Annotated in this window: 13 protein-coding genes, 1 pseudogene and 1 riboswitch; of the genes and pseudogenes, 8 read left to right on the top strand and 6 right to left on the bottom strand. The window is 62.7% G+C overall.

The genetic code is table 11. The features are described 5' to 3' along the window. Positions 1-230: hypothetical protein (locus tag Q355_RS0112645; protein WP_027878023.1), on the top strand; the 230-nt coding region annotated here is incomplete at its 5' end. A gap of 116 nt (positions 231-346) precedes the next feature. Here the strand turns inward: Q355_RS0112645 and Q355_RS0112650 are convergent. From Q355_RS0112650 to Q355_RS0112675, 6 genes are all read right to left on the bottom strand, one after another. Then, the gene (locus Q355_RS0112650; protein ID WP_245597580.1) at positions 347-994 is read right to left on the bottom strand and encodes an ABC transporter permease; all 648 of its coding nucleotides are present in this window, start codon (positions 992-994) and stop codon (positions 347-349) included. A 104-nt stretch (positions 995-1098) separates the two neighbouring features. Further along, complete coding sequence (locus Q355_RS15905) at positions 1099-2043, bottom strand: ABC transporter ATP-binding protein (RefSeq protein ID WP_051529425.1); 945 nt, start codon at positions 2041-2043, stop codon at positions 1099-1101. Beyond that, on the bottom strand, positions 2040-3341 hold the full coding sequence (locus tag Q355_RS15910) for an ABC transporter permease (protein ID WP_051529426.1): 1302 nt from the start codon (positions 3339-3341) through the stop codon (positions 2040-2042). The genes Q355_RS15905 and Q355_RS15910 overlap by 4 nt, the downstream gene beginning before the upstream one ends. Next, positions 3338-4249, bottom strand: coding sequence for an ABC transporter substrate-binding protein (locus Q355_RS0112665; protein ID WP_027878117.1), 912 nt, complete (start codon positions 4247-4249; stop codon positions 3338-3340). Before Q355_RS0112665 ends, Q355_RS15910 begins: the two co-directional genes overlap by 4 nt. A 207-nt stretch (positions 4250-4456) precedes the next feature. Beyond that, positions 4457-6016, bottom strand: coding sequence for an IS200/IS605 family accessory protein TnpB-related protein (locus Q355_RS0112670; RefSeq protein WP_027878118.1), 1560 nt, complete (start codon positions 6014-6016; stop codon positions 4457-4459). Continuing rightward, entirely contained in the window at positions 5988-6596 is a 609-nt protein-coding gene (locus tag Q355_RS0112675; protein WP_027878119.1) for an IS607 family transposase, read from the bottom strand. The genes Q355_RS0112670 and Q355_RS0112675 overlap by 29 nt, the downstream gene beginning before the upstream one ends. 355 nt (positions 6597-6951) lie before the next feature. Beyond that, a riboswitch (adenosylcobalamin-variant (AdoCbl-variant) riboswitch) is annotated at positions 6952-7025 on the top strand. Between the two features lie 156 nt (positions 7026-7181). On the opposite strand from Q355_RS0112675, the gene nrdI reads away from it, so the two are divergent. The 7 genes and pseudogenes from nrdI to Q355_RS0112710 all read left to right on the top strand — a co-directional run. After that, positions 7182-7562, top strand: a complete 381-nt coding sequence (gene nrdI, locus Q355_RS0112680; RefSeq protein ID WP_027878120.1) for a class Ib ribonucleoside-diphosphate reductase assembly flavoprotein NrdI — start codon at positions 7182-7184, stop codon at positions 7560-7562. Beyond that, the gene (gene nrdE / locus Q355_RS0112685) at positions 7525-9603 is read left to right on the top strand and encodes a class 1b ribonucleoside-diphosphate reductase subunit alpha (protein ID WP_027878121.1); all 2079 of its coding nucleotides are present in this window, start codon (positions 7525-7527) and stop codon (positions 9601-9603) included. The genes nrdI and nrdE overlap by 38 nt, the downstream gene beginning before the upstream one ends. Positions 9604-9613: 10 nt before the next feature. Further along, entirely contained in the window at positions 9614-10891 is a 1278-nt protein-coding gene (gene nrdF, locus Q355_RS15915; protein ID WP_036259491.1) for a class 1b ribonucleoside-diphosphate reductase subunit beta, read from the top strand. Further along, complete coding sequence (locus Q355_RS0112695; RefSeq protein ID WP_027878122.1) at positions 10888-11259, top strand: acyl-CoA thioesterase; 372 nt, start codon at positions 10888-10890, stop codon at positions 11257-11259. Before nrdF ends, Q355_RS0112695 begins: the two co-directional genes overlap by 4 nt. Positions 11260-11310: 51 nt before the next feature. Beyond that, entirely contained in the window at positions 11311-12213 is a 903-nt protein-coding gene (gene cbiB / locus Q355_RS0112700) for an adenosylcobinamide-phosphate synthase CbiB (RefSeq protein WP_027878123.1), read from the top strand. 59 nt (positions 12214-12272) lie between these two features. Further along, positions 12273-13274 carry a pyridoxal phosphate-dependent aminotransferase gene (locus Q355_RS0112705; protein WP_027878124.1) on the top strand — a complete coding sequence of 334 codons (1002 nt, stop codon included), beginning with the start codon at positions 12273-12275 and terminating at the stop codon, positions 13272-13274. A 229-nt stretch (positions 13275-13503) separates the two neighbouring features. Next, positions 13504-13800: pseudogene (locus Q355_RS0112710) on the top strand (helix-turn-helix domain-containing protein); the annotation flags it as partial.

The raw sequence follows: 13800 nt of genomic DNA on the forward strand, positions 1-13800 counted from the left end.
CAGTGGCCCGCCGGGCCCTGGAGCGCATGGTGGAGACATTGGAGATCGTCCCGCTCGGGATGGAAGACCTCGAGGCCATTCGGGTTCTGCTGGCGGCCAGGCTGGAGTGGAAGGGCACCCTGGAGGACGCCAGCGTAACCCTGCTGGCCTTGAAGACCAGGGCTCCAGTGTGGACGCTTAACTACCGTGACCTGGGAGTGTTCAAAGAGCTTTCGTTTTGGGCGGCCTGAAAGGGGTGGTACTCACAAGCGGCTTGGAGCGATATGCGGCCCTTGGGTAGAGGGGGATCATGACTTTGCGTGACGCCCCACCCCAGATCACTGGGCCCTGGACCTAGCCCAGCCCCCTAACTGCGCCAGGGCGTGAGCACCTTCTCCAGTCGCCCCATCGTCCAGTCCAGCAAGAGCGCCAACAAGGCAACGGCTATGGCTCCTTGTGCCACGAAGGCCAAATTGCTTACTGCCAGCCCTGCGATGATCGGTACGCCCAGCCCACCGCCACCCACCAGCGGGGCCACCGTGGCGGTCGCAAGAATCAACACCAGGCTGGTGCGGACGCCCGCAAGGATCACCGGAAGGGCCAGCGGCAGTTCGACGTGCCAGAGCAACTGCCAGCGCGAATAGCCCATCCCTCTGGCCGCATCCAGCACATCGGCGGGCAAATAAGTAAAGGCCTCAAGGCTGTTGCGCACCACCGGTAGCAGGCCGTATAGGAACAGCGCTAACACCGCCCCGGTAGAGCCGAAGCCAAAGAAGGGCAGGGCCAGCGCCAGCACCGCCACCGGTGGGAAGGTTTGTCCAACAGCCACGATATTCTCGAGCAGAGGTCGAAAGCCAGACCCCACAGGCCGGGTGACAAAAATCGCCAGCGGCAATCCAATCAGAATGACCAAGGCACCCGCACTTGCCGTGATGGTGAGGTGTTGAAGGGCAAGATTCAGCAAGGTTTCGCGTTCGAAGATCGAGCTGCGTGCGCTGGGAAATAAGCTGGACAAAAGCCCTTTCCATAGAGACTGCTGGGCAAATAAAAAGAGCACCAACCCCCACCCCAGCAGCGGCCACAAGAGCGGGTACGGTCGTTTTTCCCGCCGCGTGCTTCCTATGGTTCCTCCTCCGAGGCCGCAGTCAGGAGCGACTCCAGGCGCACCAGCCCCACCACCTGACCTCCTTCGTCGGTCACAGCCAGGCCGCGGATACCATTGGCAAGCAAGAGCGAGAAGGCATCTCGAGCCGTCGCTGAGCGCTTGATGCTGACGGCAGGCCGGTGTGTGCCCAGCGGCTCTATCAGGTCGTTCAGCGGGATGCGGGAGAGCCGCAGCAGGGTGCGCGATGGCCCCAGAAAATCACGTACGAAAGGCGTCTTGGGGCTACGCAAAAGCACTTCCGGTGTATCGTACTGCTCAACGCGACCGCTGTTCATCAAGCAGATGCGGTCGGAAATCCTCACGGCTTCCTCCAGGTCGTGGGTCACAAACAAAACGGTCTTCTTGAGTTCGCTTTGCAGCCTGAGAAATTCGTCCTGTAAACGCTCGCGGGTAGGCGGGTCTACCGCGCCAAAAGGCTCGTCCATCAGCAGCACCGGCGGGTCGGCGGCCAGCGCCCTGGCGAGCCCAACCCGCTGGGCCTGACCGCCCGAGAGCTCGCGCGGGAAACGCCCCGCAAAGGTTTGCGGCTCCAGACCCACCAGGGCCAGCATCTCCCTGGCCCTGGCCTCGCGCTTTTCCTTACTCCAGCCCAGCAGCCGCGGCACCACCATCACGTTCTCGAGCACGCTCATATGGGGAAATAGCCCGATGCTCTGGATCACGTAACCGATGCCCCGACGCAGTTCCACCTCGTCCAGTTGGCGCACGTCCTGCTCGCCGATGAACACCGTGCCTTCACTGGGCTCGATGAGGCGGTTGACCGTGCGAAGCAGGGTGGTTTTGCCACACCCAGAAGGCCCCAACAAAGTCACCAGCTGACCCTCAGCTACTTCAAGACGCACACCCTTGAGCGCCTCGAAATCCCCGTAGCGCTTGACGACATTCTCGAAGCGGATCAAATGCCCACCCTCCGTCTAAGGGCCATACTGGCAAACCGCAGGGCCGAGTCCACCAGCAGAGCCAGCAGGATGATGGGAACCGCACCCAGCAAAACCATGTCGGGTGCGCCACCTTCCACCCCGCGCAGGATGAAGAAGCCCAGCCCGCCCGCGCCGATCAGCGCCGCAACAGTGGTGATGCCGATGGTGAGCGAGGCCGCGCTGCGAATGCCTTCCAGGATCAGCGGTAGGGCCAGCGGCAGCTCGACCCGCCAGAAGAGCTGCTCCGGGCTCATACCCATACCGCGTCCAGCGTCGCGAGCGTCCTCGGGCACGCCGCGCAGGCCGGTGTAAGTGTTGAGCACCAGCGGCAGCAGCGCGTAAAGGGTAAGGGCCAAAACGGCGGGGGCTGCGCCGATACCCCGCACGCCCGATTCTTGCAGAGGCGCGCCCAGCACAATGCGAAGTGGGTCGGGGCCGAGCAGGCTATTGAGCCAGGCTCCAGCCATCGCCAGCGCCAGCAGGCCCAGCGACAACGCCAGCGAGACCGCCAGCCAGCCCGACACGGCCCACAGCAGGCGAAAGGCGAACATCCCCAGCACGATCGCGCCCAGCGCGATTTCAAGGCGCAGCCCCTGCGAGATTGCCGCCAGCAGCGGCAGCAGCAGCCCGAACAAGGCCAGTGAAGGGATGGTCTGCAAGAAGCCGGTCACACCCAGAACCCAGCCCATGCGGGGGTTGCCCGCGGCCAGCACGCCCAGCGGCACCCCCACCACCACCGCCAGTAGCACCGCGCTGCCAGAGAGCGAAAGATGGCGCCATAGCTCGGTAAAAAACTGCTCACGCCAGGACTGGAACTCCACCACCGGCCCTAGCCGGTCGAAAGCACCCAACCCCAGCAAAAGGGCCAGGCCTAGTAGCACCGTCAGCAAAATCCAGCCCCCCTGACGGTAGGCGGCAAAGTAGCCCACGTACAGGGCCAGCAGGGTGAGCCAGAAGCCGCCCGCCGGGGAGACTCGAGCACTCTCCGGCTGCCCACTGAGCAAAGCGTCCGCACCCTGCCCTGTTAGCAACCCCCAGGCCAGCAAGGCCAGCCCGAGCAGCCCTACCTGCGCAGGCCCCTGTGCCCTCGCAACCCCGGCCCAGAGAATGAGGAGCGCCAAAGCGCCAAAACCCTGCCAGTCCCACACATGAAAAGGTTCACCGGGAGCGATTCGGCTGGATTTGAGCTCGAGCCAGGGCAACAGCAGGGCCAGAACCCCCAGGCCAGCGGCCAGCCCAGCCACCGGATCGAGGTAGCGCGGGGGCGTCTCCCTCACCGGATGAAGTTCTTAGAGCGCAGATAGGCCCGGGCCACCTCGGCGGGGTTCTTGCCGCTTACCGCCACCTCGGCATTGAGCTGGGAAAGGGTGGCTTCGTCCAGGGTAGCGAAGACCGGATTGATCAGGGTGGCGAGCTCAGGGAAGCGGTCGAATACAGCCTTGCGCACGGTGATGGCGGGCTGGTAGACCGCCACCGCCCCCCTGGGGTCGGTCAGGGCCACCAGGCCCAAAGCGGCGATGCCCCCATCGGTGCCGTAGGCCATGGCGGCGTTCACCCCGCCCGTGCCGCGGGCCGCGGCCTGCTGGGTCTGGGTGGTGTTGCCGCCGGGCAGAATCACCAGCTGCTCGGGTTTCAGCTTGAAGCCATACACCCGCTCGAAGGCTTTGAGGGCGTCGTCGCGGTCTACGAACTCCTGGCTGGCGGCCAGCCGCACCTGGGCCCCGCCGTTCACCCAGCGGGCGAAGTCAGCCATGGTGCGGAGGTTATTCTGCTGGGCCAGGGTGCGCGGCACCGCAATGGCCCAGGTGTTGTTGGCCGGGGCCGGGTTGAGCCAGACGATGTTGTTTTTGGCGTCGAGCTCCTTGACCCTGGCAAAACCTTTGGCCGCATCGCGGGTTACAGCCTGGGCGCTGGGATCGTTCTTGAAAAACACCCCCAGCGCAGTGCCGGTGTATTCGGGGTAAAGGTCAATCTCACCTGAGGTGAGGGCCTTGCGCACCACATCGGTAGTGCCGGTGCTGCAGCGGTCGTTCACACGGAAGCCGTTGGCCTCGAGGAGAATCTTGACCATCTGGCACAGCACCGCCCCCTCGGTGTCAATCTTGGAGCCCACGGTAATGGGACCTTTCTGGGCCAGGGCCAGGCCCAAACCCAGCGCGATCAGGAAGGCAAATACGCTTTTCATGTTCTCTCCCCTCCCACTCCCTGTCTGTCTGGAGTGTCTTACGTGGCTACCATAACACGTGAGGCAGCGCGGTTTGTTGGCTGGCTTACCCACTTTGGCCCAACACCCGGTGCTGAGCCTCCGGTTTGCCCAGCTTTGGTTTTTACGCAGATGTCGTCCTTCAGTTGGACATGCTAAGGGCAAAATCTTCTGCATACTCAAACCTGGTCAGCAAAAGTGCACATTAGCGCACTCCGGCCCCCCACCAGGATGAGGACCTGGGCTCGTTTTCCACCGCTCCCACAGTCCATGGAGGAAGGGCTTGAGGGGCGAGAGGTCTCGCGGCACCTCGCGCCCGAGGAACGGAAGGAAGAGGCCTACCCTCAGGACCCGCCAGGGATTGATGCCGGAAGGGTTCCTTCCCTCGGTTGACCCACTCCGGCTCCCTGGCGAGCCCCGAAGGCTTTGGACGAGGTTCAGGGAGCGCCTGGCTTTTCCCATCTCCCGGGAAAGCTTGCGCTTGAGGTAGGGGTTCCTCTCAGTTTCTTTGAGCTTCTGGAGCTCCCGGAGGCGGGCCTGGTGGAACCCCTCGGCCTGGGCGAGGAAGCCCTCGTCCCGGAGAAGGGCCCCGTAGCCCTTGGGGAGCTTTTCGGTGAAGCCCAGGGCTCTCCGGCCAATCACATAGGCCGCCGCGATGTCTTTGGAGAGGGAGAGCAAGGGGGCGTACTTCAGCATCCCGATGCTGGAGGTGTCCTGCGGATTGACCTCTAAGACTTCTACACCCCGCTTTCGGGCCAGGGCGTGAATCTTCTGCAAGAGGGAGCGGTAGGCGAAGCGGTGTTGTTTATGGCGAAACGCCCGGCCTGAGCCGTCTCCCCTCCGGGACTTACGGAGGTACTTGAGCTTTTCCGTGGCGATGGCGACCCCGTGTTCCTCGGCGACGGCCACCACCTGGTGGGCGACCTTCCAGAGGAGGAGTTCCTTAGCTCCCTTGTTGGGGGCGAAGTCCACCTCTTCCAGGGGAAGGGTCAGGTAGCGGGCGAGGTTCCCCTCAGGAGAGACCACGGCGAGAGCGAGGTGGTAGGGGTCGGCGTTCACGTCTATCCCCAGCATCCCGTTCTCCTTGGTGTGGGTGGGAGGGGGAAGCTCCTCGGGCCAGGTGAAGTGGGCCTGGACCTGTCCCTCCCTCAGGGAGAGCCCCACGTTGTAGGGAAGCCCCACGTGAACCCGCTCCAGGAGCTTATCCAAGTTAGGGTGGCCCGTCCTCACCAGGGCCTGGGCGTAAGTTCCGTCCCCCAGGTTCACCCGGAGCCAGAGGGCTCCTGCCCTCACCAGCAGCCGGAGGTTGAGGTTGCCCCCCTTGCTCCCGTCGCCCCGGGCATAGAGCAGGCCCTGGCGCTTCTCCTTCCACTCCCTTTTCAGGCGCTTCCAATCTTTGCCTGAGAGGTGCTGGCGCTTTAGCTGCTCAAAAAGCTTCCTCCCTCCGAAGACCACCTTGCAGGGGTCTTTTCCGAGCTCCCGGGCGGAGTCCAGCACGCCCTGGGCCTTCTCAATCGCCTCGTCGGCGTAGCGGGTGTTGAGGCGGAAGCGGGGGCAGAGGGGCCCGTCCTGACGCTTGAGCTCCTCCCGGGTCCTGCCCTCTAAAAGCCGGTTGTAGGCGAACCGCTTCGCCGCAGAGAAGCGGCGCATCAGATCCAGAACCGCCTTCTCGTCCTCCCGCTCAGGGAAGACCAGCCGGGCCTGGACGCCCTGGTAACCCTCAGCCTTGCCCCGTCTCCTTACCAGAATCCCCCTTCCCGTAGATCCGGGCGGCGAAGCTGGCCACGATAGCCACCAGGTCCTCGGCCAGCTCCTCTCCGAGCTCCTTCCTCTCTTTGCCGTTGAGGACTACCAGCTCCACGCCAAAAGCTTGCAGGAAAGCGCGCAGGTACCCGAGCCCGAAACGGGCCAGGCGGTCCTCGTACTCCACCACCACCCGGTCCAGCTCACCCCTCCTGGCCCGGTTCAGCACCTTGAGAAGTCCCCGGCGGTTCTCGTTGACCCCGCTGGCCACCTCGGCCACCACCTCGCAGTCCCAGCCTTGCTCCCTGGCGAAGGCCTCCAGACGGGCTACCTGGGCCTGGAGGAAGGGTTCCTGTTTCCGGGTGCTCACCCGGGCGTACAGCACGGTGCGGGGCCTGGACTCGGCCTGGACCGGCAGGGACTCCAGGGTGAGAAGCCGCTCGATCTCGTCCCTGCGGTACCGCCTGCGACCCCCGGGGGTGCGGACGGGATGCAGGAGCCCCTGCTGCTCCCAGGCGTACAGGGTGTTGCGGTGGAGGCCATAGCGCTCTCCCACCTGCTGGGCGGTGAGGAGAAGCAAATCCATAATAGGCTATAATGTAAAGTAATGTACGCTAAACGTCAACTGTTGTGAACCTCCCAAGAAAGCGAGGGGGGAGGTGTAAGGTCTTTTTCATGCTTTCTCCTTTTCCCTCGAGGCCTTTTCTGCCCGAGGCGCCCCGGGGTAGACCCCCTTTGTGGGAAGACGGTGGAAGAGAGCCGGCTGCTTCCAGTTTTGAGCAAGCAAGACCTGTGTACCCGGCCACAGTCTTATCCCGGCAGACTGGGCGAAGCATGCCCTTTTGCTATAGCCCCAATCGGAGTGCCCAGGCCTGGGTATAGACGAAATTTACAACATGTAGTATCTTTCTCCGCAGAAGCCACAAGATGTGGTTTCTGGGTCGGATACCAGGGGAAGCGCGGTGCAATTCCGCCGCTGTCGCGCAACGGTTATAGCCCGAATACCTGCTTCCGGTCCTCATCGCTCGCCCCCGCGCAAGGGGCGGAAAGGATGGTTCGAATGAGTTTCCCTGTACAAATAGACAGCGGCTAGCAGCCCCGTTGTGCCTCTGCTGACCTGTGTTTATCGGACTCCCCTTACCCTTTGGGGTGAGCTTTCCAGGAGGGTTACTTGCTCATTGTCTACGCGTCCAAAACTGGCAACGTCGAGCGTTTTGTACAGAAGCTGGGCTTTAGACGACTGCGCCTTGCGAGCGGCGAGGAAGGGGTCGCGGAGCCTTGTTTGCTGCTGACCTACACCACCGGCTTCGGCCAGGCGCCAGTAGAGGTGCTCCGCTTTGTGGAGCACAACCGGCCTCACATCCGGGGTGTGGCGGTGAGTGGCAACCGCAACTGGGGCAGCAACTTTGCCCGAGCGGGCGATGTGCTGGCCGAGCGTTATGGCCTGATTGTGGTACACAGATTTGAACTGGCCGGTACGGCCAGGGATATCGCAATCGTCAAGGAGGTTATAGGTGCGCTATCTCGAGCTCAACAGTGCGGTGCTGCATAAAAGAGATGGGTTTTTCCAGCTAGAGAAAGACCTCGAGGCCACCCAGGCCTTCGAAGAGGAAGCATTGGGGAAACTCAGAAAGTTCCCCGACCCCATCATCCGGCTGCGTACCCTGATCCAGGAGGGCTACTACGAGGACTTCTTCGTCCACTACGACGAGGCAACCATCCTGAGGCTCTTTGATCTGGCCTACAGCTATGGCTTCCGCTTCCAGAGCTTCATGGCGGTCTCCAAGTTCTACAAGGACTACGCCCTCAAAAGCGATGACAAAAAGCTCTACCTGGAACGCTACGAGGACCGGGTGCTATCCGTAGCCCTGCACTTAGGCCAGGGCGACGCAGCCAAAGCCGAGGCCTATGTGCGGGCCATGATGGAGCAGCGCTACCAGCCCGCCACCCCCACCTTTCTGAACGCCGGGCGGGCCAGGCGAGGGGAGCTGGTCTCCTGTTTTCTTTTGGAGGTGGACGACTCGCTTAACTCCATCGGCTACAACCTGAATGCCGCCATGCAGCTTTCCAAGATTGGGGGTGGGGTAGCCCTCAACCTCTCCCGCTTGAGGGCGCGGGGCGAGCCCATCAAGGGCGTGGCCCATGCCGCCAAGGGGGTGGTGCCGGTGATGAAGCTCCTGGAGGACGCCTTCAACTACGCCGACCAGATGGGCCAGCGCAAGGGGGCCGGGGCGGTGTACCTCAACATCTTCCACTGGGACGTGGAAGAGTTTCTGGATACCAAGAAGATCAACGCCGACGAGAAAAGCCGCATCCAGACCCTCTCCTTAGGGCTCATCGTGCCACAGAAATTCTTCGAGCTGGCCGAGGCCGGAGAGGACTTCTTCGTCTTCGCGCCTTACTCGGTCTACCAGGCCTTTGGGGAGCACCTCGACGACATGGACCTCGACCGGCGGTACGAGGAGCTCCTGGCCCACCCCCAGGTCAAGAAGCGGGCCCTTTCAGCCCGGGCCATGCTCACCCGCATCGCCCAGACCCAGTTCGAGTCGGGCTACCCCTATATCGTCTACAAGAGCAACGCCAACCGGGCGCACCCCCTCAAGGCTTTAGGCCAGATCAAGATGTCGAACCTCTGCACCGAGATCTTCCAGCTACAGACCCCCACCCTGGTAGGCGAGGCAGGGGAGGTGGTGGAGCCAGGCTTCGACATCAGCTGCAACCTGGGCTCCCTCAACATCGTGAACGTGATGGAGCAGAAGAACCTGGCCGAGAGCGTGCACACCGCCATGGACGCCCTCACCGCGGTCAGCGACGCCAGTGCGGTGCGCCAGGTGCCGGGCGTGCACCGGGCCAACCAGGCCTTCCACGCGGTGGGCTTAGGGGCTATGAACCTGCACGGGTTTTTAGCCAAGAACCGCCTGCCCTACGAGTCGGTGGAGGCCCGCGACTTCGTGCGGAGCTTCTTCGCTGCGGTGAACTACCATAGCCTGAAGCGCTCCATGGAGATCGCCCGGGAGCGTGGGGTGTGTTTCTTTGGCTTTGAAAGATCTACCTACGCCAGCGGCGAGTACTTTGAGCCATACCTGACCACAGACTTCCGCCCCCGCACCGAGGCCGTGCAAAAACTTTTTCAGGGCATCCCCCTGCCCTCTCCCGAGGACTGGGCCCGCCTGAAGGAGGAGGTGGCAGAGCACGGGCTCTACCACGCCTACCGGCTGGCGATAGCCCCCACCGCCTCCATCAGCTACATCCAGAACGCCACCCCCTCCATCCAGCCCATCGTAGAACACGTGGAGACCCGCACCTACGGCAACGCTACCACCTACTACCCCATGCCCTTTCTTTCCGAAGAAACCTACTGGTTTTACAAGAGCGCTTACCACATGAACATGTACCGCCTGATCGACCTGGTGGCCGAGGCCCAGGCCCATGTGGACCAGGGCATCAGCACGGTCATCTACGTCACCAGCGAGACCAGCACCCGCGAGCTGGCCCGGCTTTACGTGTACGCGGCCAAAAAAGGCCTCAAGAGCCTCTACTACACCCGCACCAAGAACCTCTCGGTAGAGGAGTGCCTGTCCTGCTCAGTCTAAGGAAAAGCCTATGGAACTAGTCGAACAAACCTTCAGCGCCGTCAACTGGAACTGCCTGGAAGACGCTTACACCAAGATGTTCTGGGATCAAAACGTGCGGCAGTTCTGGGTCGACGAGGAGATTCCGCTGGCCGACGACAAGCTGACCTGGATGACCCTCTCCAAAGAAGAGCAGCGGGTCTACGAGCAGGTGCTGGCCGGGCTGACCCTGCTCGACACCGTGCAGGGAAGCGTGGGGATGCCCCTTCTGTCGCAGCACATCCCCAAGCTGCAAGCCAAGGCGGTGCTCTCCTTCATGGGGGCCATGGAGCACATGCACGCCAAAAGCTACAGCAGCATCTTCTCAACCCTGTGCAGCAGTGAGCGAATCGGCGAGCTGTTCGACTGGGTAAAAGGGCAGCCCCTCTTGCAGGAAAAGCAGCGCTTCGTTCTCGAGCGCTACCAGGGGGTACAAGACCGCCAGAGCCTCTACCTGGGCCTCGCGGCCAGTGTGTTCCTGGAGTCCTTTCTGTTTTACTCGGGCTTCTTTTTCCCGCTGCTCTTAGCGGGCCAGGGCAGGCTGGTGAACTCCGGCGAGATCATCTCGCTCATCATCCGCGACGAGAGCATCCACGGGGTGTATGTGGGTCTGCTGGCCCAGGAGGTGTGCGCCAGTTTGAGCGAGAGGGCCCAGAAAAAGGCGGAGCGGGAGGTCTACGAGATGCTGGAGCAGCTCGAGGCCCTCGAGCGCCGCTACACCCAGACCCTGTACGCGCCCCTTGGCCTGGAGGAAGCCGTTCTAACCTTCGCGCACTACAACGCCGACAAGGCCCTGATGAACCTGGGGCTAAAGCCTCACTTCGAGGTGGGCGCGGAACAGGTCAATCCGGTGGTGCTGGCCGGGCTCTCGACCAAAACCAAAAACCACGACTTTTTCTCCACCAAGGGCAATGGCTATGTCAAGGCCATCCGGGTAGAGCCCCTCTGCGATGCGGATTTCATCTTCGAAGGCCTCTCGCCCGAGTATCTCCCCGTCACCAAGCGCGATGGGCGGGAGGTTCCCTTCGACGAGATACGTATCGTGCGGGCAGTAGAGAAGGCTGCCACCGCCGTGGGGGTAGGCCTCGAGCCGGAGGTCATCGAGCAGCACATCCTCTCCCCCATCAAGCGGCGGGCACGCAAGGAGCGGTTGCACATCGAGCAGATCCAGGACATGGTGGAGGAGGGCCTGATGAAAAGCTACCCCCAGGTGGCTAGGGCTTATATCCTCTACCGGGAGGAGCGCACCCGGCAGCGGGGTTTGGCGTGAGCCAGCAGACCCGTACCGTACACCTGGTACGCCCACCCGACTGCAACCACTATGGCAACCTGTATGGGGGCACGGCCATGGCCTGGATGGACGAGGCTGCGTTCGTGGCTGCCACCCGCTACGCCCGCTCTAAGGTGGTTACGGTACACACCGACGCCATCGATTTCCACCAGCCCGTTCCACAGGGCTCGATTGTGGAGCTGGTGGCCTGGGTGAGCTCGGTGGGGCGCAGCTCCATGCGCCTGGAGGTGGAGATGTGGGTCGAGCCGATCAGCAAAGAAACGCGCATCCTGGCCTGTCGGGCTGGTTTTGTCATGGTGGCGTTGGACGAAAACGGAAAGCCCAGGGCCATCAACGCTCCAGGTTGAGACGTTCTGAGGCGAAAACATGCACCTCTCGCTTCCAACAAGATACCCTGTATGGCAGTTCTCCTGGCCCTGACGCTCGACTGGTTTTTGCGGGAACCCCCCGCCCGGCTGCATCCGGTGGTCTGGATGGGGGCTTACCTGAACCGGGTGGGGCGAAAGCTGACCTCGAGGCCACCCCGAAGCGCGCTGCTGCTGGGTACAGGGTACTGGCTGATGGGTGCCGTTTTGGTGTTAGCAGTATACGGAGCCCTGGCGTGGCAACTCGAGCAGCTCGCGGATTCCTTGAAGCTGCTGTTCACGGCCCTCTTGCTCAAACCCCTTTTTGCCTTTCGGATGCTGCTCGATGAGGTAAACGCAGTGGAAAAGCTCCTGGAGGAGAGCCTCGAGGCGGCCCGCACCCGCCTCAGCCACCTCGTCAGCCGCCCCGCCGAGGCCCTATCCCCGAATGAGGTGCGCGAAAGCGCCCTGGAGAGCCTGGCCGAGAACCTCAACGACTCGCTGGTGGCCCCTCTGTTTTGGTTCGTCTTGCTGGGCCTGCCAGGAGCTGCCCTGTACCGTTTTGCCAATACTGCCGATGCCTTATGGGGGTATCGGGGAAGCTGGGAGTGGGCCGGCAAGTTCGCGGCCCGCGCCGACGACTGCCTGAGCTACATCCCGGCGCGCATCACCGGCCTACTGCTATGTGGCTGGCGTTGCCCCTGGAAAGCGCTCTGGCGGGAAGCCCGCAAGACCCCCTCGCCCAACAGCGGCTGGCCCATGGCGGCGCTGGCCCTTTTCCTGGGCATACGCCTGTCCAAGCCCAACGTGTACGTGCTGCACTCGAGCGGACGCCTCCCCACAGCCCAGGACCTGCAGGCTGGGCTAAGCCGGGCTATCTGGGTGGGCTGGAGCGCAGGGCTTGTGGCTGGTTTGTGCACCTGGAACAGCGGCCAGGCTATCCTGGGATTGTTCTAGAGCCATACTTGAGGATAGGCCACATGATTGCACCAGAACAACCACCATAATGGTCACTCATGATTGATGACGTTCTCATGCCTATACACGGGGGTACCGATTCCGGCCCCACCCCACGCTACGATTTTTCCACCAACGCCAATAGCCTAGGCCCCGACCCCCGCGCCCTGGCTGCGGTTCAGGCTGCCGACCCCAGCCACTATCCTGACCCGCTCTACACCTCGCTGCACGACGCCCTGGCCGAGTTTCACCAGGTGCCGCCCGAGCATGTGGCCGTGGGCGGCGGCACCAGCGAGCTGATTCACCGCCTGACCCGCTGGCGCTACCTGCGCGGGCCGATGCTGATCCTACCGCCCACCTTCAGCGAGTACGCCCGCGCTGCCCAGCCCGCTGAGCTACCCCTGCTGCGGGCCAGCAGTGGGGAGGCCTTTTTGAGGCTGTTGCCTAAAGCTACCCTAGCTTTTCTGTGCGTGCCCAACAACCCCACCGGCGAGATCTACGATTTCATAGAGGAGGCTGCACATATCGCTGAACGACATCGCATCGCTCTGGTGCTTGACCTGGCCTACTACTACCTGCTGCCCGATCCGCCCCGCTTGCCCAGCAACACCTGGCGCTTATACAGCCCCAACAAGGCCCACGGCCTGACCGGGGTACGCGCAGGTTATCTGATCGCTCCGCAAAGCCTGGTACACTTCCGCAACCTGGCTCCTTCCTGGGTGGTGGGAGTGCATGGCGAGGCCCTTTTGCGTGCCGTAATGCAAGAGGCATCTCAGGCCTGGCTGGCGAGAAGCCGCCAGGAACTCTGGCAACTGCGAAGCCAGCTGGCCGAGGGGTTGCGCCAGCAGGGCCTCGAGGTGCGCGAAAGCCCCGCCAACTTTCTGCTGGTAAAAGTAGGCCGGGCCACCGCGGTGGCCCGGCAGCTCCACTCTATGGGTTTTCGGGTGCGGGACTGCACTTCTTTCGGTTTACCAGAGTGGCTACGGCTTTCAGCCCAGCCTGCAGCGGCTCAGGCGGAATTGCTCGAGGCACTGCCCCGCTGCATGAAAGCGCGCACCTAGGCGCCATGCCAATTCGGAAAAGGACTTGATACCTGTTGGAAAATAAGGGACTGAGGGTTAGAGAAAAGAGGGGGCGTGGGGGAGCTATAATCCCCCGGACTTTCAGTCCGTGGGATACATGGACTCCCCCACGTCCGCCGGAGGCGGACCATGAAATCGGACAACCACAGGTGAGACTCCGAGTGAAGCAAAATAGGGGAACCACTTTTAGGAAGAGGAGGTTCCCCAGATGCAGCTTACCACAGTTGGCAAAGAGGTCTTTAGAGGCGCCAGGAAAGCTTTAGAACTGGCCGAGGCCGGCGCAGGTGACCCCACAGTCCTTAGAACGCCTGCGCCAGCTCAAGCAGGTGGAAGCCCTCAGGAAACGGAAGCCACCCTGGAGCGAGGTGCAGGAGGTGGTGGGCCTCAGCCGGGCCAGCTACTACCGCTGGAAGGGAAGGCTCAAGGAGCAGGGACTCACCGGCCTGAAACCCAGAAGTAAGCGACCCCAACGCCTGCGGGGCAAGGTGCATTGGACCCCCGAGCT

This window comes from Meiothermus cerbereus DSM 11376, assembly GCF_000620065.1.
In the GTDB taxonomy this organism is placed as follows: domain Bacteria; phylum Deinococcota; class Deinococci; order Deinococcales; family Thermaceae; genus Meiothermus; species Meiothermus cerbereus.

Excerpts from the sequence above, each read along its gene's own strand:
- Q355_RS0112665 (WP_027878117.1), bottom strand. The coding sequence starts at position 4,249 with ATGAAAAGCGTATTTGCCTTCCTGATCGCGCTGGGTTTGGGCCTGGCC.
- Q355_RS0112675 (WP_027878119.1), bottom strand. The coding sequence starts at position 6,596 with ATGGATTTGCTTCTCCTCACCGCCCAGCAGGTGGGAGAGCGCTATGGC.
- nrdF (WP_036259491.1), top strand. The coding sequence starts at position 9,614 with ATGGAACTAGTCGAACAAACCTTCAGCGCCGTCAACTGGAACTGCCTG.
- cbiB (WP_027878123.1), top strand. The coding sequence starts at position 11,311 with ATGGCAGTTCTCCTGGCCCTGACGCTCGACTGGTTTTTGCGGGAACCC.
- Q355_RS0112705 (WP_027878124.1), top strand. The coding sequence starts at position 12,273 with ATGATTGATGACGTTCTCATGCCTATACACGGGGGTACCGATTCCGGC.